Source organism: Candidatus Zixiibacteriota bacterium (assembly GCA_040753875.1).
Lineage (GTDB): Bacteria > Zixibacteria > MSB-5A5 > GN15 > FEB-12 > DATKJY01.
Genome location: JBFMDV010000023.1, coordinates 109,371 through 135,552 on the forward strand (window position 1 = coordinate 109,371; position 26,182 = coordinate 135,552).

23 protein-coding genes are annotated in these 26,182 nt (G+C 56.8%); 14 read left to right on the forward strand and 9 right to left on the reverse strand.

Going from position 1 to position 26,182, the window contains the following annotated elements; genetic code table 11:
• The first annotated feature begins 15 nt into the window (after window positions 1-15).
• From infB to leuS, 10 genes are all read left to right on the forward strand, one after another.
• Complete coding sequence (gene infB, locus AB1644_08020) at window positions 16-2,304, forward strand: translation initiation factor IF-2 (GenBank protein ID MEW6050989.1); 2,289 nt, start codon at window positions 16-18, stop codon at window positions 2,302-2,304.
• A gap of 62 nt (window positions 2,305-2,366) precedes the next feature.
• Entirely contained in the window at window positions 2,367-2,732 is a 366-nt protein-coding gene (rbfA, locus tag AB1644_08025; protein MEW6050990.1) for a 30S ribosome-binding factor RbfA, read from the forward strand.
• A complete protein-coding gene (locus tag AB1644_08030; GenBank protein ID MEW6050991.1) occupies window positions 2,713-3,720 on the forward strand; it encodes a bifunctional oligoribonuclease/PAP phosphatase NrnA in 1,008 nt (335 codons plus the stop codon). Before rbfA ends, AB1644_08030 begins: the two co-directional genes overlap by 20 nt.
• A complete protein-coding gene (gene truB / locus AB1644_08035; GenBank protein ID MEW6050992.1) occupies window positions 3,713-4,657 on the forward strand; it encodes a tRNA pseudouridine(55) synthase TruB in 945 nt (314 codons plus the stop codon). Before AB1644_08030 ends, truB begins: the two co-directional genes overlap by 8 nt.
• A complete protein-coding gene (locus tag AB1644_08040) occupies window positions 4,654-5,607 on the forward strand; it encodes a bifunctional riboflavin kinase/FAD synthetase (GenBank protein ID MEW6050993.1) in 954 nt (317 codons plus the stop codon). The genes truB and AB1644_08040 overlap by 4 nt, the downstream gene beginning before the upstream one ends.
• Complete coding sequence (rpsO, locus tag AB1644_08045) at window positions 5,598-5,867, forward strand: 30S ribosomal protein S15 (protein MEW6050994.1); 270 nt, start codon at window positions 5,598-5,600, stop codon at window positions 5,865-5,867. Before AB1644_08040 ends, rpsO begins: the two co-directional genes overlap by 10 nt.
• A gap of 22 nt (window positions 5,868-5,889) precedes the next feature.
• A complete protein-coding gene (gene pnp, locus AB1644_08050; GenBank protein ID MEW6050995.1) occupies window positions 5,890-7,989 on the forward strand; it encodes a polyribonucleotide nucleotidyltransferase in 2,100 nt (699 codons plus the stop codon).
• Between the two features lie 74 nt (window positions 7,990-8,063).
• Entirely contained in the window at window positions 8,064-9,275 is a 1,212-nt protein-coding gene (locus AB1644_08055; GenBank protein MEW6050996.1) for a pitrilysin family protein, read from the forward strand.
• Window positions 9,208-10,062, forward strand: a complete 855-nt coding sequence (locus AB1644_08060) for a polysaccharide deacetylase family protein (protein MEW6050997.1) — start codon at window positions 9,208-9,210, stop codon at window positions 10,060-10,062. The genes AB1644_08055 and AB1644_08060 overlap by 68 nt, the downstream gene beginning before the upstream one ends.
• Window positions 10,063-10,160: 98 nt before the next feature.
• On the forward strand, window positions 10,161-12,656 hold the full coding sequence (leuS, locus tag AB1644_08065; GenBank protein ID MEW6050998.1) for a leucine--tRNA ligase: 2,496 nt from the start codon (window positions 10,161-10,163) through the stop codon (window positions 12,654-12,656).
• Window positions 12,657-12,835: 179 nt separating this feature from the next.
• Here the strand turns inward: leuS and AB1644_08070 are convergent, their stop codons facing one another.
• The 7 genes from AB1644_08070 to AB1644_08100 form a co-directional block, all read right to left on the reverse strand.
• Window positions 12,836-13,744 carry a serine hydrolase gene (locus tag AB1644_08070; GenBank protein ID MEW6050999.1) on the reverse strand — a complete coding sequence of 303 codons (909 nt, stop codon included), beginning with the start codon at window positions 13,742-13,744 and terminating at the stop codon, window positions 12,836-12,838.
• A gap of 19 nt (window positions 13,745-13,763) precedes the next feature.
• Window positions 13,764-15,080 (reverse strand): ABC transporter permease, encoded by a 1,317-nt coding sequence (locus AB1644_08075; protein MEW6051000.1) that lies wholly within the window; start codon window positions 15,078-15,080, stop codon window positions 13,764-13,766.
• The gene (locus tag AB1644_08080) at window positions 15,073-16,008 is read right to left on the reverse strand and encodes an ATP-binding cassette domain-containing protein (GenBank protein ID MEW6051001.1); all 936 of its coding nucleotides are present in this window, start codon (window positions 16,006-16,008) and stop codon (window positions 15,073-15,075) included. The genes AB1644_08075 and AB1644_08080 overlap by 8 nt, the downstream gene beginning before the upstream one ends.
• A 253-nt stretch (window positions 16,009-16,261) precedes the next feature.
• A complete protein-coding gene (locus AB1644_08085; GenBank protein MEW6051002.1) occupies window positions 16,262-16,876 on the reverse strand; it encodes a hypothetical protein in 615 nt (204 codons plus the stop codon).
• The gene (locus AB1644_08090; GenBank protein MEW6051003.1) at window positions 16,873-17,688 is read right to left on the reverse strand and encodes a hypothetical protein; all 816 of its coding nucleotides are present in this window, start codon (window positions 17,686-17,688) and stop codon (window positions 16,873-16,875) included. Before AB1644_08090 ends, AB1644_08085 begins: the two co-directional genes overlap by 4 nt.
• Window positions 17,685-18,305: a hypothetical protein gene (locus AB1644_08095; protein MEW6051004.1), complete on the reverse strand. Its 621-nt coding sequence runs from the start codon at window positions 18,303-18,305 to the stop codon at window positions 17,685-17,687. Before AB1644_08095 ends, AB1644_08090 begins: the two co-directional genes overlap by 4 nt.
• Complete coding sequence (locus AB1644_08100; protein MEW6051005.1) at window positions 18,305-19,114, reverse strand: DUF6754 domain-containing protein; 810 nt, start codon at window positions 19,112-19,114, stop codon at window positions 18,305-18,307. The genes AB1644_08095 and AB1644_08100 overlap by 1 nt, the downstream gene beginning before the upstream one ends.
• A 101-nt stretch (window positions 19,115-19,215) precedes the next feature.
• On the opposite strand from AB1644_08100, the gene AB1644_08105 reads away from it, so the two are divergent.
• The 4 genes from AB1644_08105 (at window position 19,216) to AB1644_08120 (ending at window position 22,815) form a co-directional block, all read left to right on the forward strand.
• Window positions 19,216-20,430: an extracellular solute-binding protein gene (locus AB1644_08105; GenBank protein MEW6051006.1), complete on the forward strand. Its 1,215-nt coding sequence runs from the start codon at window positions 19,216-19,218 to the stop codon at window positions 20,428-20,430.
• On the forward strand, window positions 20,427-21,299 hold the full coding sequence (locus tag AB1644_08110; GenBank protein MEW6051007.1) for a sugar ABC transporter permease: 873 nt from the start codon (window positions 20,427-20,429) through the stop codon (window positions 21,297-21,299). The genes AB1644_08105 and AB1644_08110 overlap by 4 nt, the downstream gene beginning before the upstream one ends.
• Complete coding sequence (locus AB1644_08115; protein ID MEW6051008.1) at window positions 21,293-22,120, forward strand: carbohydrate ABC transporter permease; 828 nt, start codon at window positions 21,293-21,295, stop codon at window positions 22,118-22,120. The genes AB1644_08110 and AB1644_08115 overlap by 7 nt, the downstream gene beginning before the upstream one ends.
• Window positions 22,121-22,209: 89 nt before the next feature.
• Window positions 22,210-22,815 carry an OmpA family protein gene (locus AB1644_08120; GenBank protein ID MEW6051009.1) on the forward strand — a complete coding sequence of 202 codons (606 nt, stop codon included), beginning with the start codon at window positions 22,210-22,212 and terminating at the stop codon, window positions 22,813-22,815.
• A gap of 6 nt (window positions 22,816-22,821) precedes the next feature.
• On the opposite strand, the gene AB1644_08125 is transcribed toward AB1644_08120, so the two are convergent.
• Together AB1644_08125 and AB1644_08130 are read right to left on the reverse strand one after the other, a co-directional pair.
• The gene (locus AB1644_08125; GenBank protein MEW6051010.1) at window positions 22,822-24,498 is read right to left on the reverse strand and encodes an Ig-like domain-containing protein; all 1,677 of its coding nucleotides are present in this window, start codon (window positions 24,496-24,498) and stop codon (window positions 22,822-22,824) included.
• A complete protein-coding gene (locus tag AB1644_08130) occupies window positions 24,495-25,976 on the reverse strand; it encodes a tetratricopeptide repeat protein (GenBank protein MEW6051011.1) in 1,482 nt (493 codons plus the stop codon). Before AB1644_08130 ends, AB1644_08125 begins: the two co-directional genes overlap by 4 nt.
• Window positions 25,977-26,182: the final 206 nt, after the last annotated feature.

The following is a 26,182-nucleotide window of genomic DNA, read 5'->3' on the forward strand; positions in this document are numbered from 1 at the left end:
GGGAGGTGAAAGAACATGGCAATAAAGACAGTACGCATCTACGAACTGGCCAAGGAGCATAATGTCTCCGCAGCGGCGATGATGAAGATCGTCCTGGAGCTTGGGTTCACGCCGAAGTCGCATATGTCGGTGGCGACGACCGAGTTGGTTCTGGCGGTTGAGCAGAAATTCGCCCGCGAGAAGCAGGAAGCCAAAAAGGAGATGGAGCAGAAGGTTCAGGTGCGTGAAAAGGTAACGGCCGCCGCCGCTGCTGCCGCAGCGCCGCCGACACCTGTGCCGCCAGTTCCAGGCGCGCCGGTTCAGCCGATCTCGTCACAGATGAACATCGGCGGTATCAAAGTGTCCGGCACGCAGAGTCCGGTAACCGATCTCATGCGACGTATCGATAAGAAGAAAAAGAAAAAGGAGCGCCGCAAACGGAAAGACCGACGTGACGTCAATCAACTCGAAGTGGCACGTGCGTTCAAGGCCACCATGGCCAACCTTTCCACGGCACGCACCAAACGGAAAGTCAGACGGTCCGACAGTGACGATGTCTCGACGCAGGTCGAGGAGACCAATGTGATCGAGGTCAATGAGTTTATGTCGGTGGCCGAGTTGGCCAGACTGCTGGACCGGAAGCCGGTTGAGGTAGTGGCCAAGCTGATGGAAATGGGCATGATGGCGACCATCAATCAGCGTCTGGATATGGATACGATCGAGATGGTGGCTGCGGAATATGACTTTGAGGTCCGGCCAGTGGCGGAGATCGGCGAAGAAGCTCGCGAAGAGGAAAGCGAAGAGAGTCTCGCCACCCGGGCGCCGGTGGTGACCGTCATGGGGCACGTGGACCACGGCAAGACTTCGCTGTTGGACTATATCCGCAAGACGAATGTTGTTGCCGGCGAGGCGGGTGCGATCACGCAGCATATCGGGGCGTATGAGGTCACGCATGGCGACCAGCGGATCGTGTTTTTGGATACGCCGGGGCATGAGGCGTTCACGGCCATGCGTGCCCGCGGAGCACAAATCACCGACCTGGTCGTGCTGGTGGTGGCGGCGGATGAATCGGTTATGCCGCAGACGGTAGAGGCGATCGACCACGCACGGGCCGCCAACGTGCCGATCATTGTGGCGATCAATAAAGTCGACAAGCCGACCGCCAACCCTGAAGCGGTCCGCACGCAACTGGCGCAGCACAACCTGTTGGCCGAGGAATGGGGCGGCAAGACCATCATGGTCGAAGTTTCAGCCAAGTCCGGCCTTGGGGTCGACAAGCTGCTTGATATGATAGTCCTGCAGGCGGAGATGATGGATCTCAAGGCGGACCCGGAGATCCGGGCTCAGGGTGTGGTGGTGGACGCTCGACTGGAAAGGGGACGTGGTCCTGTGGCCACTGTTCTCATCCAGAAGGGAACGTGCGAGGTTGGGGACCCGATCGTGGCCGGTGTCTGGAGCGGACGTATCCGCACTATTACCAATGACCGGGACAAAAGGTTGTCAATAGTAGGGCCGGCGACGCCTGCGCAGATCACCGGTTTAGGCGGCGTGCCGCAAGCCGGCGACAGCTTCCTCGCGGTCAAGGATGACCAGGAAGCCAAGGAGATCTCGCTCAAGCGAAGCCAGGTGAAGCGCGAATCGGATTTCCGTCGTCCCCACGGGGCGGTTACACTTGACCGAGTATTCGACCAGATCAAAGAGGGGCAGATCAAAGAAGTCCGTCTGGTTATCAAGGGGGATGTGGATGGCTCGGTAGAGGTGCTGTCGGACACGCTCGGCAAGATCTCGACCAGCGAGGTGAAAACAAACATCATTCGTCAGGGTGTGGGCGGGATCACGGAATCGGATGTCCTGCTGGCGGCCGCTTCCAATGCGATCATTATCGGATTCCAGGTGACACCGGACAGCCGGGCCCGCGAGTTGGCGCGTCGTGAGAAAGTGGATATCCGGCAGTACAATATCATCTATGAAGCCGAACAGGACGTCCGGAAGGCGCTCGAAGGGCTGCTGGCGCCCACGATTTCGGAGAAGTTTGTAGGCATGGCAGAGGTGCGCAATACGTTCCGGGTGCCCAAGGTAGGAGTGATAGCGGGTTGCTATGTTAAGGAGGGGCGCATCAACAGAAAAGACCATATTCGCCTGACGCGTGACGGCAAGGTGATACTGAGCGGGACGGTCGGCTCCCTCAAACGGTTCAAAGACGATGCGCGCGAAGTAAAAGAGGGGTTTGAGTGCGGTATCGGCATCGAGAATTTCAATGACGTCAAGGTCGGCGATATTATCGAGGCATTCGAGACCGTCGAGACGGCACGGACGCTGGATTGATAGAGCGATCCTGGAGGACCGGAGCTCGTGCTACCTTGCGGAGCTGTGCGCAACGGGGGTAGATGGCTGTGAAGCAATATAAGCGATCGGACCGACTGGCCGAGCAAATCCTGCGCGACATCTCGAGTCTGCTGGCACAGGAGTTGGCCGATAAGATGCCCGGCCTGGTGACGTTCACCCATGTTCGGCTCAGCGACGATCTTCGCTACGCCACTGTCTATTACTCGTACCTGGGGGACCAGGCGCATCGGGACAAGCTGGATGGATATCTGATTAAAGAAAACAAGCGAATACGGTCATTGGTGGGACGAAATTTGCGAGTGCGCACAATTCCGGAGTTCCGGTTTAAGTTCGACCCATCGATTGAAGAGGGCATCCGGATCGAGCAATTGCTGAATGAAATCAGGAATGAACGCAAAGACACATAACGCCATATCGACCACGGTGATGCCGGCCGGTGCGATCCGAGAGATCCTGCTTGGCGCCCGGCGTATCCTTGTTGCCTCCCATATCGACCCGGACGGCGATGCCCTGGGAACACAGCTGGCGTTCGCCAGCTACGTGCGCCATCTGGGAAAAGAACCGCTCCTGGTCCGCGATTCGGAGGTTCCGCACAAGTACCGCTTTCTCCATGGAGCTGAGTCGATACCCCGAACCGAATCGCTGCCCGACGATACGACTATCGACGCTGCCGTCATCCTGGAGTGTCCGAATATCGAACGGATTGGGACCGCCTGTCGGTGGCTGAAGGACGGCTTGCCGATCGTGAACATCGATCATCATCGGGACAACGCGGCTTTCGGGCGAATCAATTGGGTGGACAGCAGCATGTCATCGGTCGGTGAGATGGTGTATGAATATTTCCGGGCGGACGGTTACAGACCAACTGCCGATGTGGCCGAGCAATTGTATACGGCCATACTGACCGATACCGGACGATTCCGGTACAGCTCCACGTCACCTCGCACCATGGCCGTGGCCGGCGAACTGATCGCAGCGGGAGCTGACCCGCACAAGATCTGCAATATGGTGTACTACAACGTTCGTCCGAGCACAATGAAGCTGATCGGAGCGGTGCTGAACACTCTTGAATTCCACGACCATGGTCGGATCTGTTTACTGACGCTGACAAAGCAGATGTTACGGGAGGCGGGCGCAGAGGAGTCGGAATCGGACGGCCTGGTGGACTACACGTTATTCAGCGAAGGGGTGTTGGCCGGCGCGCTGCTAAAAGAGCTCGATGTTGCCAGGACCAAGGTCTCCTTGCGTTCGGCCAACGGCATCAATGTATCGGGTATCGCCGCACAATTCGGCGGGGGCGGTCATTACAACGCGGCCGGTTGTACCCTGCCGCTGCCTTTGGAGCGAGCGCGGGCGGAGATAGTTCGTTTATTGACGGAGGCAGGCAATGGGTGACCGTGACCGATTCCACGGCGTGCTGCTGGTAGACAAACCGACGGGCATGTCGAGCCATGACGTAGTGGGGAAGGTGCGCCGGATAGTGGGACAACAGACCGTGGGGCATACCGGTACGCTTGACCCGCTCGCGACCGGCCTTCTGGTCATGTGCCTCGGCAAAGCCACCAAGATTTCGCAATACTTGATGATCGAAGAGAAGGAGTACCTGGCACAACTGCGGCTGGGTGTCCGATCCACCACGTACGATGCCGAAGGCGTTATTGGCGACCCCGCATCGGCGACCGTGCCGATAATTACCCTTGACGACATCTCGCGCATACTTCCGGATTTTACCGGCTCTATTCGCCAGAGAGTTCCAGCGTATTCTTCGGTACAGATCGACGGAAAACGCCTGTATAAGATCGCCCGCAAGGGGAAAGAAATAGCATTGCCCGAACGCGAGGTAGTGATCAGCTCGCTCTGTGTCGTTCAGTACGATCCGCCGTTCCTGGCGCTTGCGGTGACGTGTTCAAAGGGGACGTACGTTCGGTCTCTGGCGCATGATATCGGCGAACGACTGGGCTGTGGGGCATACCTTTCAGGTCTGCGGCGGACCCGCATGGGCTCGTTTCGGATCGAGCAGGCGCTGACATTGGAACAACTGGCGTCGCGGGCCGGGGGCGGAGCACTGCCAGACCTGATCTCTCCGATCGACAGCGCCCTTCCCTGGGGGGCAATTCAGATCGCAGAACAGTTCAGCGAATCGGTAGGGTTCGGAAGACTGCCTCACTGGACCGACATCGCTGGGTATCGGGGCGATTTCAGAGCCGGGGACAGGGTGATCGTCAAGGACAGTCACGATGTGCTGGCCATGGGCGTAGCCGGAGCGGATTCCTGCCAGTTCGCATTGCACGTCGGAACGCCGCTGACAGAATACTTGCGGGTGCTGGCGTGAAGAATCGGTTTGTTCGTGGATTGGCGAATCTGGGACCTCGTCCCGAATCGGGCGCCGTGGTGACTATCGGGACGTTCGACGGGATCCACCGCGGTCATCAGGCGATTTTCGCACGCGTTCGGGAAGCCGGCAAGGTGACCGGACTGGAATCAATCCTGGTCACGTTCGATCCACACCCACGCGTGGTGGTGCAGCCGGAGCGGCCACCCCGGTTATTAACGACCATCGAAGAGAAGGAACAGTTCATCCCGTGTTTTTTCGAGGGCCGGGTGCTCGTGCTCGCATTTGACCAGGTGCTCATGAACAAGTCGGCCGAGCAATTCGTGAAAGAAGTTCTCATTGCAGGTATCGGAGTGCGTCGGTTAATTGTAGGTTACGACCACGCGTTCGGCAAGAATCGCACGGGGAATCCGGCCGAGTTGAAACGATTGGGACAGGAATACGGTTTTGAGGTTGAGGTTGTGGAGCCCGTCATGGTGGCGGGGATGGCAGTCTCGTCGTCGCGGATACGCAAGGCGTTCGACAGCGGGCGATTTGACGAGGCCGTGCGGTTGCTGGGCCACGATTACGCGATATACGGCACGGTGGAGCGGGGGATCGGGCTTGGCCGCAAGCTGGGCTACCCGACCGCAAATGTACATCACGGCGCCGCCAAACTGCTGCCGACCGAGGGCGTGTATGCATGCCGTGTGCAGGTAGAGGGTGAAGAATTCAAGGGAATGATGTTTATCGGGCGCAACCACTTCAATCCGGCGGGACGGATCACGGTCGAAGCCAACATCTTCGACTTCGATCGCGATATTTACGATGAAGAGATCACCGTGTACCCGACCCGGTTCGTGCGGGAGAATCGGGTGTTCCCGTCGACCGGCGACTTGGTGCAGCAGATCGAAAAAGACAAACAGCATATTATGGGAATAGTGAAACAAGGAGAAACAGCATGCCAGTAACGAAGGAGCAGAAGGCCAAGACCATTCTGCAGCATCGCCTTCACGAGTCGGACACCGGCTCGCCCGAGGTGCAGATCGCTCTGTTGACGGAGCGGGTGAACATGATCACAGAGCATCTCAAGACGCACAAGAAGGATTATCACACCCGACACGGACTGTTGAAGCTGGTCGGACAGCGTCGCCGTTTGTTGGATTATTTGAAAGATCGCGATATCGTCAGCTATCGCGAGGTCATTGCCGAGCTTGGGCTGCGGCGATAGGTAAGGAACAGGTATTTCATTTATGGTTCACAAAGTAGAATTTGAGATCGGCGGTCGTACGATGACGATCGAATGCGGCAGGATGGCCAAGCAGGCCAACGGCGCCGTCACCGTCCGCTATGCCGATTCGATGGTCATCAGCACGGTCTGTGCAAACCAGGAACCCAAAGAGGGGCAGGATTTCTTCCCGCTCACGGTCGAGTATCGCGAGAAATCATATGCAGCAGGGAAGATCCCGGGCGGGTTTTTCAAGCGTGAGGGACGACCGTCGGAGAAGGAGATCCTTTCGGCCCGCATTATCGACCGGCCGATCCGTCCGCTCTTTCCGGAGGACTTTCGCGGCGAGACACAGTGCATCAGCTACGTCATTTCGCACGACCAGCAAAACGACACGGACATCCTGGCGCTGATCGGCACGGGCGCCGCTATTGCCGTGTCGGATGTGCCGATTCAGATGACGATAGCCGGCGTTCGCGTGGGGCGTGTCGACGGACAGCTGGTCATAAACCCCACGATTGAGCAGCTTGAGGGGAGCACCCTGTCCATCACCATGGCCGGTTCCGCTGACAGCATTACGATGGTTGAGGGGGGAGCCCGAGAGGTCTCCGAGGAGGACATCGTGCAGGCGATTATGTTCGGTCATGATCATATCAAAATGATCGTGGCGAAGATCGAGGAACTGAAGGCGGCCTGCGGGAAGCCGAAGTTCACATACACGCCGGTGGCGGTTGATGCGACGATGGTGGCGAAGGTGAAGGAACTGGCCGGCAGCAAGTACGACGAGTTCAACCGGATCGCCGACAAAGAAACCCGTCGCAACCAGAAGAAGGAATTCCAGATGAAGGTCCTGACCGATCTGGCGGAAGCGTTTCCGGAGATGGAAGGGAAGATCAAGGGAGTCCTGGAGGAACTCGATTCGGCCTCCATGCGTGAGATGATCCTGCGCGAGAACAAGCGCATCGACGGTCGTGGACCGGACGACATTCGCGAGATCACATGCGATGTGGGTGTTCTGCCGCGCGCACACGGCTCGGCGCTGTTCACCCGCGGTCAGACACAGGCATTGGTGGCGATCACGCTCGGCACCAAGATGGATGAGCAGAAACTCGATGAGCTCGAGGGGGAATCCTCCAAGAGTTACATGCTGCACTACAACTTCCCGCCGTTCTCAACGGGCGAGACCAAGCCGATCCGCGGCACCAGCCGTCGTGAGGTCGGACACGGCGCGCTCGCCGAGCGGGCACTCGTGCCGGTGATCCCGTCCGAGGTCAGTTTCCCATACACCGTGCGCGTGGTATCCGATATTCTCGAATCCAACGGTTCGTCATCGATGGCCACCGTGTGCGGCGGTTCGCTGGCGCTCATGGATGCCGGCGTGCCGATCAAGACCGCGATAGCGGGAATTGCGATGGGACTCATCAAGGAGCAGGAGAAAGTGGTCATTCTGACGGACATTCTCGGCGACGAGGACCATTTCGGCGACATGGATTTCAAAGTGGCCGGCTCGGTTACCGGAGTCACCTCGATCCAGATGGATATCAAGATCGTCGGGCTCGATATCGAGACGATGCGCCGTGCACTGGAGAATGCCCGCAAGGCGCGGTTGTTCATTCTTGGCAAAATGAACGCCACTATCTCCAAACACCGCGACGATATTTCCAACTTTGCACCGCGCATCCTGATCCTCAAGATCAACCCGTCCAAGATCGGCGAGGTGATCGGCCCCGGCGGCAAGATCATTCGTGGCATCATCGAGGAGACCGGCGCCAAGATCGACATCACCGATGACGGCACGGTGCTGATCGCCAGTGTCGATGCGGAGGCCGGCAAGGCAGCCATGGCGCGCGTGCAGGCTATCGTTGAAGAGGCCGAGATAGGCAAGGTGTACAACGGTACGGTCCGCCGCGTGGCGGAATTCGGCGCCTTTGTCGAGATCCTGCCCGGCACCGACGGCCTTGTGCATATATCGGAACTCGATACCGCCCGCGTGCGACGCGTCGAGGATATCTGTAAGGTCGGCGACCGCATGGAGGTCAAAGTGATCAACATCGACGGTGACGGTAAGATCCGTCTCTCCCGCAAGGCCCTGCTGCAAGGGTCCAAGGAAAGGGAGAAGGTCTGACCACCATTCGGAAAGGGCGAAACATAGGGGATACCGGCGTCTTTCGGAAAACCACTCTGGCCAGCGGGCTTCGGGTGGTCACGGAAGCGCTGCCGTCGATACGTTCCGTCTCGCTGGGGGTATGGATCGATATCGGCTCACGAAATGAGAGACCGGAGGAAAACGGTCTCTCTCATTTTATCGAGCACATGTTGTTCAAGGGAACCCGGAAACGGACCGCCCGGGAATTGGCCTCGGCGCTGGAATCACTGGGTGGCTCGCTGAACGGGTTCACCTCGCGCGAGCAGACCTGCTATCACGCCCGGTTCCTGGACCGGCATCTGGACACCGCCATCGACGTGTTGTCGGACCTCACCTGCAACTCGACGTTGACGTCCGTCCACGTCAACCGGGAGAAGCAGGTAGTGCTCGAGGAGATCAAGGAATCGCTCGACAATCCGTCGGACCGGATCCACGACGTCTTCGCGCGAACCTACTGGGGGGAACATCCGCTCGGTCAGCCGATCATGGGTTCGCCGGAGAACATCCGGGGGCTGACCCGAGAGAAAGTGGTCGGTTTTCTCAAGAGAAACTACTGTGCGGGGTCGATCGTGGTCGCGGCGAGTGGCGCCATTTCGCACGACAAACTGGTAGCATTGGTCCGGAAGAAATTTCATTTCCCGAGCTGCCAGGCTGCACCCGCAGAAAGGGCAGGGCGTTCAAAGCTGCATCAGATCACTATCGAACGGACGCCGCAGAAGCAGACGCATTTCTGTCTGGGATTTGGTGCCCCGAGTTACAGTTCGCGGGACAAAATGGCGTTACTGGCTCTCAGCTCGTATCTGGGGGGCGGTATGTCATCAGTGCTATTTCAGAAAATCCGCGAGGACCGCGGGTTGGCCTATTCGGTATACACGTTCACCGATTTTTATCGCGATGCCGGTGTCTTCGGCGCATATCTTGGCACCGACAAGCGGCATTTACGAAAAGCGCTTGAGTTGATACTGGGCGAGCTGCGGCGATTGAAACGGGAGCGGCTGCCCGGGCTTCAGCTGCGGCAGTTGAAATCACAGATGCAGGGGCATCTGATTTTAGGGATGGAATCGACCACCAGCCGGATGAACCGCATCGCCCTGCAGGAGTTGATGATCGGCACGTATCAGTCACTGGGGGAGATGGTGAAGGAGATCGACGACATCAGATCGTCGAAGTTGATGGAGCTGGCGAACGAGATATTCGATGAAACCAAAGCAGCAGCGGCAGTACTTGGACCAGTCGAGGCGCGGGCGCTCCGCGGTCTTATCTGATGGCGGGCCAACTGTACGATCACAAGGGGAGACGTCGGGAGAAACGACGCTTGTTTTCCACAAGAGTGTCTCACGGTTCAGTTATAGTGTAACCAACTTCTCGCCCAGGAGAATCTTCGGCCTGCTCGACCAACTGCATCGGGCAGGTTTTTCTTTTGGCGGGCGGCATTCAGTGCCACACGCTCACAGTCTCGTTGTCTCATTTGACGATGGCTACGGACACCTGATGGACCTTCTGCCGTCGCTTATCGACCAATTCGACATACGACCGCACGTGTTTATGCCAACTGAACTTATTGGGAAGTCAAACAAATGGGATTATTCGCACTTGTTGTTTCCGTGCAAGCATCTGAACCGGGAGGAGATTCGCCGGCTCGACGAATGGGGAGTTGAATTCGGTTCACACGGACACAGACATGTCGATCTTCGCTCACTGGATGACCGGCAGCTGTTTGCTGAGCTGCGTCATTCCAAAGGGATTCTGGAAGACCTTCTGGGCAAAACGGTCACGCGGTTGAGCTATCCTTTCGGGCGAACCGACGCCAGAGTGGCCAGGATCGCACACTCGGTCGGCTTCACGCGCGGATACACCATGAAATTCCCGACGGGATCGGACTCGCATTTGTCCACCGGCCGGATCCCGATCTACGGATACGATACGTCGCTGTCCGTCAGAATGAAGCTGTCCCACGGACCGTGGAGGCAGGTTGAAGCGCTGAAGGTAGCGATCACGAACTATCTTTCCGGCGGAACAATTCTCCTGAATACCCTTCGACGACAGTCCTGACGGGCTTGTGACAGTCGTAGGGGATGTTTTGGAATCTTGCAAAACGGCAGGTGATATACTACTATTCGCGTCACTATGAGAGCGCGAGGATGTCTGTAATGGAACCATCGACCAAAACGAAACGGTACGACTTCAAGCGAATAGAAGAAAAGTGGCAGCAGCGGTGGGAGAAGGAGCAGCTCCATAAGGCCCCGGAATCCCCCGACCATGACAACAAGTTCTACATGCTGGTCATGTTCGCCTATCCGTCAGGGGATATCCATATGGGGCATTTCAGAAACTACATTATCGGTGACGCCGTGGCACGGCGACAGATGATGCTGGGAAAAGCGGTTTTGCACCCGTTCGGCTGGGATGCTTTTGGGCTGCCGGCGGAGCGGGCGGCCATACAACGCGGCATTCACCCGGAAGCATGGACTCTCGAAAACATAGCCGTCTCGCGCAAGACTCTCCAGCAGGTCGGCATCTCGTTCGACTGGTCGCGGGAGGTCAACTCCTGCCTGCCTGATTACTACAAATGGACCCAGTGGATGTTTGTTCAACTCTTCAAGAAGGGGCTGGCATACCGCAAACGCGGTTTTGTCAATTGGTGCCCCGAAGACAAGACGGTCCTGGCCAACGAACAGGTGAAGGACGGCAAATGCGAACGCTGCGGCACGGCCGTGGTCAAGAAGGATCAGATCCAATGGTATTTCAAGATTACCGCGTATGCCGACCGGTTGATCGACGACCTAGACAAACTGCCCGGGTGGCCCGACAACGTCAAGACTATGCAAAAGGAGTGGATCGGTCGCTCATATGGGCTTGAAGTGGACTTCACGATCGAGGGGACTGGGGAGAAGCTGCCGATCTTCACGACGCGGCCAGACACGATATTCGGTGTGACATTCATGGCTATTTCGCCGGAGTCGGAGATTTTGGAGCGGTTGAATCTTGCGCCCGATTACAAGCTAAAGGTGCAGGAGTATCAGCGGCTGGCCGCCGGGCGGAGCGATATCGAGCGCGCCACGGTCACTCTCGATAAGGATGGTGTCTTCACCGGCAAGTATGCCGTTAATCCGTTCAACGGGGAGAGAGTGCAGCTTTGGGTGGCCGACTATGTTCTGGCCGGGTACGGCACCGGGGTGGTCATGGCAGTGCCGGCGCATGACACGAGAGATTTCGCGTTCGCCAAGAAATACGCCATTCCAATTAAAGTGGTAATTCATCCTGACCAGCATACCGTGCTGGATGTCAATAAGATGACAGACGCATTCGTGGACTATGGCCCTATGGTCAACTCGGGCCAGTTCAATGGCCTCTCGGGAGAGGAGGCAATTGCAAAGCTGTCCGACTTTGCCGAGAGAAGCGGTATTGGGCGTCGAAAGGTGAATTACAAGCTGAAAGATTGGTCCATATCGCGCCAGCGCTACTGGGGTTGTCCCATTCCCATCATCCACTGTCCCAAGTGTGGCGAACTGCCGGTGCCCGACAGGGATCTACCGGTGATACTGCCCAGGGTCGAGAATTACATGCCCAAGGGGAGATCCCCACTGGCCGATGTCCCGGAGTTCACAAACGTGACCTGTCCGAGTTGTGGTGGCAAGGCTCAACGAGACCCGGACACCATGGATACCTTTGTCTGCTCGTCATGGTATTTCCTGCGCTACTTAGACCCGTCAAACTCCAACGAGCCGTTCGCCAGGGACAAGGCGAATCGGTGGATGCCGATCGATCTTTATGTGGGGGGAGTGACCCACGCGACCGGACACCTGCTCTATTTCCGGTTCTTTACCAAGTTCCTGAAGGATATCGGGTGGCTGACCTGTGACGAACCGTCGACCCGTTTGTTCAATCATGGCATGGTGATGGATGCTGAGGGGGAGGTCATGTCAAAGTCCAAGGGGAATGTCGTGTCACCGATCGGCTTGATGGCCGAGCGGGGCGTGGATATCACACGCCTGGCGATGTATTTCACGGCACCGTCGGAGAAAGAAGTACTCTGGAGCAACGAAGGGATCACGGGAGTCGAGAAATTCGTTCTCAACCGCATGTACCCCTCGATGTCAAAGTATCGCGGCTCCAACCCCGACTTAAAGCGATACTTTAAGCTCGACACGCTCACTGATAGCGAGCGGAACATCTACGTCAAACTAAACCAGACGGTTAAGAAGGTTTCGGAGAGTATCGACCGGCTTCAGTTTAATACTGCTATTTCCGCCCTGATGGAGTTGGTGCGCGACTACGATGCCGAGCAGATCAACAACGAGGAGCTCAACGATCAGATACTTCTCAAAGCGACGCAGTTGCTGGCACCGATGGCACCGCATCTGGCCGAGGAGCTGTGGGAACTGACCGGCTTCTGCGAGTCAATATTTCGTTCGCGGTGGCCTCAGCATGATCCCGAAGCTGTCGTGGGCGAATCTATTGAGATTGCCGTACAGGTCAACGGGAAGCTCCGTGACGCAATTGTGGTACCGAAGGACGCGACTCAGACGACCATAGAAGAAGCGGCCGAGGCGAGCCCAAAGGTGAAGTCATTCACTGCCGGTAAGCAAATACTCAAGAAGATATATGTGCCTGGGCGGCTACTGAATATCGTTGTGAGAGGGTAGGGTTCCAAGCAGATGAATACTTTGACGGGTCAGGTTATGATTCCGGTTCCGTATGTTAACATAATATATCTTATGGGACACTATCGCCTCGCTCATTGGTCTCTTTGGCCACCAAGCTCGGCCCACCCTCGCGGCCAGTTCACACCTCAACTCCGATCGGTGCGACTTGGTGGGATTATTTAGATCTGCTTGAAGCCCCAGAGGGCCAGCTTGCGGGCCTCGCGGAAGCGCAACTTGCCACCCGGAGCGCCAAGGACGACCAGCGTGAGCTTCTCCCCCGCCGGGTTTGCAACCAGCGTGGCGAGGCAATAGGCGGATTCATCGATATGCCCGGTCTTGCCGGCAAGGACGGTGAATGGCGAGTAGTTGACAAGGCGGTTGGAATTGCCAAGCCGGAGAACCCGCCGTTTGCGATTGAGCACCCGGATCTGGTAATTTTTGTCTGACGTGATTTGCGCGATCTGAGGGTATTTGTAGGCATAGTGCATGATCAACGCGACCTCATGGGCGGTCGACACGTTGCGGGCATCGAGGCCGGTCGGGTCGAAGAACACGGTGTTGCGCAGGCCGAGTCGTTGCGCCTTTTCATTCATGGCGATCACGAAGTTTTCGACCGACCCGGAGACGGCGCGCGCCAGCGCCCGGGTCGAGCGGTTGTCGGAGATCATGAGCGCCGCATGAAGCAGATCATTGAGAGTCAATTCCCAGCCGGCGGCCAGATGCGACCGTGAAGAACGATAGGCATCCTCTTTGGATATAACCTGTGTCTTGGACAGGTCGATCTTCGAGTCCAGCACGACCATCGCAGCTACCAGTTTGCTGATGGAGGCGATTGGATGCACCATATCGGCGTTCTTGGCATACAGCACCTCGCCGTTCTGGTAGTTCACGAGGATGGCGGAGCGCAGAGACAACTTGGGGCCATTGGACCGGACCTTTTCGAAGTCCAAGTCTGCAAACGGCATTTTGGAGGTCGATGGGGCTGTTGGTGCGTTCGATCCGCTGACACCGGACAATTGGCCGGCGGCAAAGAGCGCCGAAATGGCCAGCGCGATGACGACTGTTATCCCGGAGATTAAGCGGCGCATAACGTCAGAGTAATTCCTCTCAATACCTTATCCATTTCACCAGCTCGGGCAGCGTTGGGCGCTTGCCGTACATGAGAACCCCCACGCGGAAGATCTTGCCGGTCACCCAGATCATACCGGCAATCGCCAGCAGTACGAGGATAAAAGCGACAATCGCCTGCAGAATGATGCCAGAAAACAACGAATACTCGGTGAGCCCCGGTGCAAGGATTGCGACTCGTGCCATCATCATGGTCGGAGCGAAAAACGGAAACAAGGAAAGGGCGATGGACACGGTGGAATTGGGCTGTTGGATCAGATAGCCCGACAAAAAGAGCGGCATCATAACAGCTATAATAATGGGGAAATAGAAATTCTGTGCTTCTTTTTCACTGTTGATGATCGAGCCGAGTAACGCGAAGATGGTTGAATAGAGTACATAGCCCGAAGTGAGGAACAGCACGAAACAGACTACGATCACCGGATTTGAGATGATGGCGCCCACCGCCGGGGAGACCGGAATAGCGAAGGCGCCGCTGCCCAGATAGGCCGCCAGTCCCAGCACGACCCATGCCAGAACCGAGGTCATGGTGGCGCCGGCCAGGCCGATGATCTTGCCCATCATGAGCTCGAACGGTGACACCGACGATACGAGCAGCTCCATGATGCGACTGCTCTTTTCGTCCACTACCGAACGCAGCAGCGTGGCGCCGTAGGTGATAATCATGATATAGATGAGCATGATCATAATCAGCAGAGCAAACAGCTTGACTTCACTCGATACCGCCTGTCCACGAGTATCCTGTATAGGCAATTCGACCGATCGGGTGAGGTGGAGGACCGAATCCACCGGCAGGTTGACATTGGACACGGTCAGCCGTTTGGCTGAAAGAAGTTCGGATATGTGCCTCTCGAAACGGTTCACTGTCCGGGGGTTGTCCTCGTTGGTGATGAGAAGGGTGGCCGAGTCGATTACATGGGCCTGAGGCCCGAACACCAGGGCGTACTTAGCCTCTTTCCTGTTGATCACTTCTCTCAGAGAATCGAGGAGATGACCGTATGCGACCGTGTCATCGGGCGCGGATGTCAGGACGCCGGTCACGAGGTACGCCGGCACAGTCCCCTCTTTCAGCGTATACTGCTGGATCGCTTCGATGAACGGACTGGTCAACTGCAGGCCGGAATGGTCGAGGATCACCAGTTTCTCGCTGTCGCTTACTTCAGCTTTCGCGAACAATGCCGGCAGCACCATGAAGGTCACCATGATGACCGGTGTCAGCAGCAGACCTATTAAGAAGGAGCGCTTCTTCACCACTTGTGCATATTCGTACTTGCAAACCGTCCAGAATTTACCCATTTCCCACCCCGACGGACGGACGCGTGTATTCGGAAGGATCGATATTGGCCATCTTTATGAATATGCTGTAGAGCGAGGGCTCAACGAGCGCGAACCGTTTGACGCGAACCTTGCCCACCAGCGCCTGCAGGATATCATCGGGATTGCCACCTGGTGTCAGTTCGAGCTCGTAGTAGTTGTTGAAATCGTTGACTGCTGCGACCATTGGCAGCGTACGGACGAACGACGCATCCCCTTCCACCTCGATCTGGACCGCATTCTTGCCGAACGATGCTTTTACTTCGGACATACGGCCGTCGATCACCTTTTGGCCCTTGGATATCATACAGATGTAATCGCAGAGCTTTTCGGCCTGCTCCATCACGTGGGTTGAAAAGAGGATAGTGGTCCCGGATCGTTTCAGTTCGAGAATGCACTCTTTTAAGAGTTCCATGTTGAGCGGGTCGAGTCCGGAGAACATTTCATCGAGTATCAGCAGTTCCGGTTCATGCATAATGGTCGTGATGAACTGCAGTTTCTGCTGCATGCCCTTGGAGAGTTCCTCGACTTTCTTCTTGCGATAGTCGGGCAGGTTCATCCGGTCGAGCCAGGGGCCGATCTTCGGGACGACTTTCGAGGGCGGATATGCTTTCAACTCCGCCATGTACAGAATAACCTGCTCGACGGTCATTTTCTTATACAAGCCGCGTTCCTCGGGCAGGTACCCCACGCGGTCTTTGAAATGTTCGCGCAACTCCTGATTGTCGAAGTAGATATGGCCGGAATCAGGCGCAGTGATATTCATTACCATGCGGATGGTGGTGGTCTTGCCGGCGCCGTTCGGGCCGATCAGACCGTAAATGACACCCTTGGGCACAGCGAGCGAAAGGGCCTCAACAGCCACCTTGCCGCTGTATTCCTTGCGGACGTTTTCCAGTCGTAGAAACATTATAGCGTTCTCTTTCAACAGGTGAGCAAATGTCGGCGTCGCTTGGCACTGGGTCAACAAAAAACCCGCGCCGCGCATAGCCATCTGTTACGCGTCATTGCCGCAGTTTGTTTCGGCGTCCGCGGCGCTCGCTTTGCGGACGCGTTGCATGCGCACTCGTCCGCATTTCGGGCAGATCCATTTGCGCTGCTTGTGATAGGTTCGGCGGCGTTCTTTCATGCGGTGTTTGCAGCGGGGGCAGATCACGGCGGAGTCACCGCACCAGGTGAAGCACGTCGCCGAGGAGGAACTCCATCCGGCCGATCAGCGTCGACATGCGGGACATGACGGTGTAGCCGAACGTGGCACCGAAGAAGATCATCAGGAAGAAGGTCCCGGATTTGGCGGCAACGCCCAGGACCCCGCCGCGGACACGGGAAAAATAGAAGTAGGCCAGGGTGCAAACCAGGCCCACCAGGACGACAAGGCCGGATATATCGACCGAACCACCGGCTGCGAACAGCGGTGCCACTGATTCCGATACCTGTTTCATCACGCGCGGACCAAGCATGGCCGGTATGGCCACACCGGCGCCCGAGCCGATAAGGACGGCGAGCGGGATTCGCGACAGGTGACTGGTGCGAGGGTGAAAGCGGGCGAACATCAAGAGTCCCAGAGCGAATGGAGCCAACAGGTAAAAGTGGCCGCCATCACTCAACGGCTCAAGCAGGAGGTCCATCACCGAGTTCGTCCACGTGATCACCAGCACGTACCCGACTGAGACGCCCACAAGCAAATATTCGGCCATTTTATAGATGGGGTTGTCACGATAGAGAAATGTCAGGACGGCAACGGTGAGCACCGCAGCTACGAGAGTACCTGTTGTCATACCGTACCTCTCCCCTTCCGCCCAGTTCGGAAGTACAGGACATTACCAATGATCACAAGGACTATGATATAGATGTGCGATGCGGACTGCGCCAGCATGCCGCGCGCGCCTCCGCCACCCACGGCCAGAAGTCGCTCATATTCTGCGGCGCCCCGAAGACCGCCGATCAGCGAATAGAGTTGACCGGAAGAGACGTACGGGTCGAACTGAGTCATCATGACGGCGGTCATTGCCGAGCATATTCTCACACCGAATCGAGCTCCGGCGTATTCGATCCAATACGTGGGCATGTTACCGTCGGTGATAGAGATGACTGCTGCGACCTGTCGATAATCATTGACGCCTTTCATCAGGTCAAGTTGATCGTAGGGAGCGCCAAAGTAATCCTGGGGAAAGGTCTGTGAGAACGATTCGCCCATCGAGAGCATGGTGGCGATATTTTGCGGTTTGAAACCGAGATAGACATAGTCTCTGCCATATGTTCGGTCGAACTCTCTGGCAGTTTGCTCCATGAGCCGATAGCCGATGACAGTACCCTCGGCCATCAGGGCCAAACCGATTAGGCGGTGCCCCTTACGGAAGGCATGTCGAACCACGGCCTGTGCCAGCGGGCGGATCTCCGGCAACGCGGATGCTTCATGGTCAAACGAAACCACGAGCACCGAGCCGGACGGGAGTGAATCGATGTAATCGAACAGCTTGCGTGTCTCCGATGTGACAGGAATGTCGGGGCGAAAGCCTGAGAGCATAGCTACAACGACGACTACAAACAGACCAAGGAAGGACCAGTGGCGAGTGCTCAGACTAATCACCGCGATCCTCCGAGCCAGGTTCGTTCGATACCGAGCAGAACGCGAAGTGAGGTGGTCAATGAGCCGAGACCGATGCCAATCAGGATAGCGCGGCGAGCCGCCATGGAGGGATTGTTGCGCAACCAATCGGCGAGGTCGCTGAGGATGCTCGATGAGAATCCTTCGAGCGATGAACGACTGAGCAGCACGAGGAGGGCGGCGCCCAGCAGGACCGATGCCTGGAACGAGCGGGCGCGAAAGCCGCGAAATGAGGCCGAAGCCACAAAGAACGCCAGGAGGGCGAAAACGGTTGACTGCATTGGCGCCTGGACATTTTCGAACAGCCACATGAAGGGCGAGTCACCGCCGATCCCCCAAATAATGGCAACCGCTGGCATGGCGGCCATGCCGGTGAGTCCGACAACACGGAATGGAATATCGCTCCCCTGCCGGATACCTTTCAGGTGAATCCTGGCAAAACCGACAACGCCGACGAGCAGCGCAAAGGCGGCGATGATCTGCCAGTAATCGAGGGCAGTCTGATTGACGGCTTTGGCCAGGGGATGATTCGAGAAGAACAACAGGAACATGAGAACGCCGCACAGACCGCAGATCAATTGTGGCAGGCGACGATTCATTAGAATTTCCACCAGGTTGCGGAGGGAGCAAGCGCCGCCCAAATGAACGCAATCAGGAGAAAAGCGGCGATAACGACCTTGAGCAAGTCCTGGGCCCGCACCGAGGCCAGGATCGCCGGATCACCGGAGAGATAGCCTGATGCGGCGAACAGCTCTTCACCGATGAGCGTGTAGTCGCACGCGACGATAAAAAATGCGAGCTGGATGGTGGAGTCAGTGCCGGCGACCTGGATCGCACCGACACTGTTGGCGGTTTCCGCAAGAATGAGCGATTCGGCTTCGAAGGTGCCGAGCAGGAACACGGCGGCAGGTTTTCGACGAGCGATGATCCCTTCGACCGCTGCGGCATATCCGAACTGCGATGAACTGACGTAATGAGTATCTTCGTCTCGAAACCGCTCAGGGTAGCCGGCCCGGGCGGCGCTTTCACGAATCACCTCCTGAGCTACCGACATGATCACCGGGTCGTGGGTGGGATACAGCAGGCGACAATCGTAGGTGGCCGTCTTCTCCGCCACCTGGCTCAAGATATTCATTGAAGCGATGGTGGTGGGACGCTGAATATCGCCGCCCCAACCGGGTGTATAGAGAACGGGGCGGGCCATCTCCGTAGCTCGCCCGATCGCCTCTTCGACGGCCTTAAGCCCGCCAATCTCGCGGAAACGTAGATTCGTCTTGTGCCGCGAGCGCCACGTGGTGTACAAAACGACAGCCAAGGAGAGCAGGGCGAAAAGGAGAATAGGAAGCCGACTGGTGTCAAACCAGGCAGTTCCGGGGGTCAGCAGAATTGTCCAGTGGTTTGGCCACATGTGACCCAGAGTAGTTTCGTGGACCGGTGCAATCAACTAAAGATTTTTTGATTGCCCGGCCTCTTCCCTGCTATATATTGGTCCGCTTTAGGAACGATACTATGCAAAAATTACTGATTCTCATTGTAACTGCGGTCCTCACCCAATCTGTCGCGCGAGCAACGACGACTCTGGAGTGGTGGCAGTTCTGGACCGACCCTGATTCGCGCCCGACAATCCAGGCGATAGTCGACGATTTCGAGAAAGCCAATCCCGACATCAAGGTGAATATTACCGATCTCACCTGGGCCAATGGCCAGGAGAAGATTGTGATCGCGTTTGCATCCGGCACCGGCCCTGACGTGGTCGAGCTGGGGAGCGATTGGATCGCGCAGTTTGCGGCCAACGGGCAATTGGCGGATATATCGCAACGGGTCATTGCCGATAGCGGCAATTTCCAGGGCTGGGGGCTGGCCACGTACGACGGAAAGGTGTTTGGCAGGCCGTGGATTCTGGGGACACGCGTCCTGTTTGCGAACGAGGATCTGATGCGGAAGGCCGGCTACGACACTTCCTTTCTGCCGTATAACTGGCCACAATTGGAGCAGGCGGCGATCAATATCCGGCATCTCGGAAAAGACTATTATGGGTGGGGTTCAAATACGGCCGAGAAACATCGCCTGTACAAGAAGTTCCTTCCGTTCTTCTGGTCGAACGGCGCACAGTTTTTCACTGACGACAACAGGTATTCGATTATTTCATCGATGAAAGCAATTGATGCGCTCAAATTCTATAAGAAGCTGCACGATTCGGCCGGGTTTGTGGGGGACCAGAGGAGTATCGAAGATGCCTTTCTTGATGGGAAGATCGGTTTTATCATTTCCGGCGACTGGTTGCTGAAGCGCATCGAAGTCGAGAAGCGGAAGATCGATTTCAAATCGGGGCCGATACCGGGCCCAAAATATCCAGGCAAGTCGTTCCTCGGTGGCGAATTTCTGTCGATCAACCAAGCATCAAAAAACCACGATGCCGCGCTCAAGTTCATTGCCTTTGTCACATCGCCGGAGAATCAACTCCGGTTCTGTAAGGCCAACCGCTCGGCGAATCCCTCCAGTCTACTGGCGCAGCAGGATCCGTATTTCACCGGCAACCCGCATTTGCAGGCGTTCATCAAACAGATTAAGAGCGCCGAGCACCCCCCGGTCGACCCTCATTGGGTGGTGATCGAAGATGAACTGGAGAAGGCGATCGAGGACGCTCTGTTCGGATCCCGGCTCCCGGCACAGGCGCTCCGCAACGCGCAGACGAGAATCACCCAGGCACGCGCAAAGCAATGAGAGCGCATCGCGGGATCGCGCTGGCGCTGGGACTCCCCTGGCTTCTGACATTCGGCCTGTTCTGGGCATTCCCCATGGTGTACTCTCTGTTCATGGGGTTCACCGATCATCAACTGCTCGCGAAGTCGTTTCAATGGGTTGGCCTGGACAATTACCGTGCCCTGTTTCGCGATCCGGATTTCGTGAGCTCGCTCAAGAATACGTTTGTGTTCGTTCTGGGAACCATCCCATTTACCACGGTCCTATCACTGGCCATGGCACTGTTGGTTAATCGTCAGTTCCGGGGACGGGGACTGTTTCGGGCGGGATATTTCCTTCCCTCTATTACGTCACTGGTGGTGATCTCGCTCATCTTTACGAATCTCTATTCGCGGGGCGGCTATGTTGCGCTTCTGGCCCACGTGATCGGATTGACGCCACCGGAGAATGGTTTCTTGTACGATTCGGGGACGGCGCTATATGCCATCATGGCGATGGATGTGTGGATGGCGGTCGGTTACTACATGCTGATCTTTCTGGCCGGACTGAAAGCCATACCCGAAGAGCTGTATGAGGCGGCCGAAATCAACGGCGCCTCCCCCCTGCGGCAGTTCGTTTCGATTACACTGCCGATGTTACGACCGGTAACACTGTTTATAGTCGTTATCAATTCCATTAAGTCGTTTCAGATTTTCACAGAAATGTTCGTGATGACCAAAGGGAAATTCGATACTGCCACGACCGTCTACTTCATTTATGATACGGGCCTGACCACGCAGTTCAAGTTCGGGTATGCGTCGGCCGCAGCCTACGCGCTGTTTGCGATCATCGGTCTTTTTTCGCTGGCGCAGTTCATTCTGTTTCGACGCCGACAGGAGTACTCATGGTAAGACCTGTCTCACTCCCGGCGAATGCTCTCCGGTATTCATTGCTGGGCGGTCTATTGGTCGTCATGGTGTTTCCGCTGGTCTGGATGTTTCGGGTGGCGTTCCTGCAGCCCGGAGATAGCCTTTCGTTCGGGTCATTGTTCGGCGGCGGATTCACTTTCGGTAATTTTGCGGACCTGTTTGTGCAGACCAACATGGGACGGTATCTCTTCAATTCAGCACTGGTTGGCATTCTGGTCACCCTAGGGAACCTGGTATTCTGTTTCATGACCGGCTACACGCTGGCGAGGTACCGCACACTGACGAACAAGGCGTTGTTTGTAACCGTGATCCTGATACTCATGATCCCGGCGCATGTTACCATCATTCCGCTCTATGTGCTGTGTGTGAAAGCCCGCTTGTTCGACAGCTACGGGGCGCTTATTCTGCCCTGGCTGGTGAATCCGATCGGCATATTCCTGGTGAAGCAGTACGTGGAATCAGTACCGCCCGCCATGGAAGAGGCGGCGCGAGTCGACGGAGCGGGTGAGTTCCGTATCCTGTTTGCAGTCGTTATGCCGGTCTGTCGGCCTGCCCTGGCGGTTCTGGCAATCCAGATTTTCTTCACCAACTGGAACTCGTTCTTTTTCCCGTATATCCTCACGTCTCGGGAGGAACTGCGGACGCTTCCGGTCGGGCTGGCGCTTTTCCAGGGGCACCAGGCGGTCGACTGGCAGCATCTTATGGCGGGGTCCGCACTGGCGGTGCTGCCGGTTTTGGCACTGTTTATTCTGCTGCAGCGAAGGATCGTGTCCGGGATTACGGCGGGCGCCATCAAACAATAACCGTTGGGGCGAACGGACCCTATTTTTTCAATTGACCTGAATATGGACTATAGGCGTATAATACTGGAAACCAAAACAGTGAGGTTTTGATGAAAAGAATGCTTGGAGCCGTTCTGTTCAGCGTCCTCTTTTTGGGCGCCTGTGGGGCTAAGAAGGACTATGTCGACAAGCAGGTGGCTGATGCCGAGGCGCGATCCAATGCCCGCATGGCCCAATTGTCGTCGCAGTCCGATTCGACAGCGGCCGAGGTGGTGCGGCTGGGGCAGTTGTCCCAGGAGCTTTCCCGCAAGACCGATCTTGCACTCAACCAGGCCAGTGGATTCGAGAATTACGAAATCGTCTGGCAGGGAGAGATCACCTTTGGATTTGACCGGTACGATCTGGATGGCGTGGCGCAGCAGATCCTTGATGACGCCGGCGCCAAATTGAACGCAACCAGTCACTCGATCATCGAGATCGCCGGGCACACCGACGCCACCGGCCCGTCCACGTATAACTACACGCTGGGGGAACGTCGGGCCAGCGCGGCCAAGAGGTACCTGGCTGACAGATATGGAGTGGGTCTGTATCGCATGTTCATCATCTCGTACGGCAAGGACAAACTGGTATCGTTGCCGGATCAGAGACAAGGGAACGCCAAAAATCGACGGGTAGTGCTGAAAGTTTGGGCGCCGAAGCAGATCGCGGCACAATAAATCAGGTCACTTGAATTCGAAGTTGAGCCCGGCGGTCTCGAAACGGGCCCTCACGGCAATCGTATCAGGATAGGCTGACGCAGTTTCAGAGAGGGTGAAAGGGTATATCCCTCCAAGCCCTCTCTTGCTGTTGCGATCGGTGTCGACGAATCCCGAGAGCATGTATTTGCCGGCGGGCAGGTCCAGTCGGAAAGTCCGATCCGTGCTCGTCTGCCTGTATTGCTGATTTGTGCCGACGCTGGCAAAGGTTAAGAAAACCGGACTAAGTCTGCGATCCGGCAGGTCGATTGTGAGTTCACCAGAGACGGTGCCCAGAGAATCCTCATTCAGAGTCGAGAACGTATATGTTTTGAGCGTGTCCCCCATCCGGTTGCCGGCCAGATCGACAATTTCGAATTCGGTGATGTCAAGCCGGTAGTTCGCTCCCGCGATCAATTCTTCGGGCAATAGTGTGAGGTGAAAGGGATCGTTCCAACGCCTGTGGACCGGTACGGGGTTGGCCTTCCCCTCCCAGAAGGCGAAAGTTTGTGGGGTGAATTTCATGGTGTCCAGAGGCTCAGAGAAAGTCATCGTGAGATCAAAATCACGTGTGAAAACTGCGGCGGCACCAGGCTGCACCCCCGTCACGGCGGGTGCCGCTTTATCGGGCAGGGCACGGACGACAAGGCTATCCCATACCAACGGCGGTTTTTGCAGATCGTATTGAAGTTCGACCCGGTAGGTGGAATCCGGCAGATTGGCGCAATATGCGGTGAGTTGAGCCGATTCTTTAAGCTCGGATTCAAGGATCCCCTGGGCCGCATAAACAGCCAGTGTATCGTTGAGGGTTTTGAACTGCAGGCCGGAGGGAGCAAGTTTGAGGTCGGACATGGGGATACTCCGCGATAGACGGAGCCGGATCAGCCGGTCAGTCGTCGCAGTCGCTGAGATAATCTCCGGTTTGGTCGTATCCCATGATGTCAGGCTAAGGGACAGATCCGGGTAGTTTCGTTCTTCCAATTGGATACGACGGTCCGGCATGGCGAACATCTCCGAGACGGGTCGGAACCGTCCATTGTTGTCCTTGTCGACGAAGGCGATCAGTCGGAATTCCCGTTTCGGCAAATACCCAAGTGAGAAAGCGCCTTTCGAATTGGTGGCGGTCATGTATGCGGGATGAAGTGAGTCGATCACCGAAGAATCAGTTGCGGTATCGAGAGGGTATAGCGCCACGCTGACACCGGACTTTGGCTTGTTGTCGAGATAGACGACTCCGGATATAGCGCCGGAGTCGAGCGTCTCGCCGGTAGAGAACGCAAGGGCGATGGCGCTGTCCAGCTTGTTCCCCCGCAGGTCCATGACAGCTGAGCCGAGTGAGACAATATATGTTTGGTTCGCCGAGAGAGAATCCTCGAACAGCACTTCGACTCGGTCGGCGTGCCATTTCACTTTTGGTTCTTTACCCGGTCGGGGAGATACGAACACGGCCGTACCAATGGCAGGTTTCTGAACTTTCTCGGAGAACAACAGCGTGACAGTGATGATGCGCGGGACATTGAGTGCCCCATTCGCCGGCGATGAACTCAGAAGCGATGGGCCGGCTTTGTCTGCTTCTCCGCCCGGCGGCGGCTGGACCTCGGCGCATGCGAGCAGCATTGCCGCTACCACTGCAAACGACAACCGGAGCCCGGAGCACAAACTCACTTCGCGAGTTTCTCCTTGATGGCGTCATTCGTCGGGGTCAGGTCGAGCGCCTTGCGCCACCATTTGTGGGCCGTGGCCCGGTCCCCTCTGGCGTTGTAGGTATCGCCGACATGCTCGAAAACGACGGCGTCTTCGGTGCTCTCGGCTGCGCGAGTGAGGTATTCGAGTGCCTTGTCGAAATCACCGAGGCGGTAATAGACCCACCCATAACTGTCGAGAAAAGCGCCGTTCGTGGAGTCAATGGCGAGTGCACGACCAATGAGTTCCCTGGCGTAATCGAGCCTTTGATTTCGGTCGGCGAGCATGTAGCCGAGATAATTCAGGGCCTGACTATGGTCCGGGGCCTTGGAGATAAGTTTTTCGAACACGGCCACGGAGCTGTCGAACTGTCCGTATCGCTCGTACGCGGCGCCGAGCGCGAAGAAAACACGAACGGCGTTGTTTTCATCGCGCATGTGGTTCAATCCTGCCTGATAGGTAGCGATCTCGTGGTTGGTATCGTTGAGCTGCCGATACGCGAATCCGAGGTTTAGCCAGCTTTCCGAAAGCGTGTCGGCCAGGTCAGTCAGGGTAGTGAATTCACTTTTGGCGCGTGTGTAGTCGTGCTCTCTGAGCGCTATGGTGCCGAGGTAGTAGTGGTTGCTGGCGTTGCGTTCGCCGCCTGAAACGAGATATGAGAAGAGGGAATCCGATTCCTTGAGCGAGTCCAGTCCGAAATAGATAACGGCAAGGCGTCGTACGCCCACTCGATCAAGCGGCGCCAATTCGACAACCTTCTGTGCGTAGGGCAAAGCCAGCCGGAGCGAGTCCATGCTCAGATAAAGCGAAATCAGTTGACGATTGAGGAGTACATTGTCGCCGTCGACGCGAAGTCCCGCCAGGTAGTACGACGCGGCTGAATCCGTGCGGTGCATGAGATCGTAAATGTCTCCCAGCCCGGCATAGGCCAAAACGTTGGCAGCGCTGCGGTCAAGCTCCAACGATCTCTGAAACGCCTCTTTGGCGCCATCGAGGTTTCCTCGCTGTGCCCGCAGCTTCCCAAGTTCGTTCCACAACCTGCTGTTGGCTTCAGGCGAGCGTTGCGCCAGCAATTCCATCGCCCACATCATCGAATCGGGATCATTCCGCTGCTGGTACGAGTTGGCGAGGTATCCGAGAGCGGTGGCATTGGCTGAGTCGAGTTGGAGGAGCTTCAGGTAGGTGCTGCGGGCAGCGTTATCGTCCCCCATGGCGCGATAGCACGCGGCGCTGAGAAGGTACACGTTGACCGTGCGCGGCACCAGGCGCGACAGTGCTTCCAGCGCCAGTGTCGGCTGCTGCATGCCGTAATATGTTTCAGCCAGTGCAAAGCCGATCTCGTAGGAATCCGGATAATACTGCAGCGCTCGAAGGAAACTCCGCGATGCCTGCACCGGGTCCCCCATGCCTTCAAGCAGCAGACCATCGATATAATAGTCGTAGGCTCGCGGGTCCATCATGTCGTGAGGCAGCCGCAAGGGCAAAGCGACGGGGGGTCTCCGGAAGTGGCCCGAATCGGGTTTTGCATCGCCGGCGATGACCCTGACCGACGCAATGGGCACGAGAATCAGAACGGCAAAAAGCGCCACACGGTGGAGTGTTTGAACGGGCCGATACTTTTGACATCGACTGGGCGACATAAATTGATACTTCCGCATCGCGATAT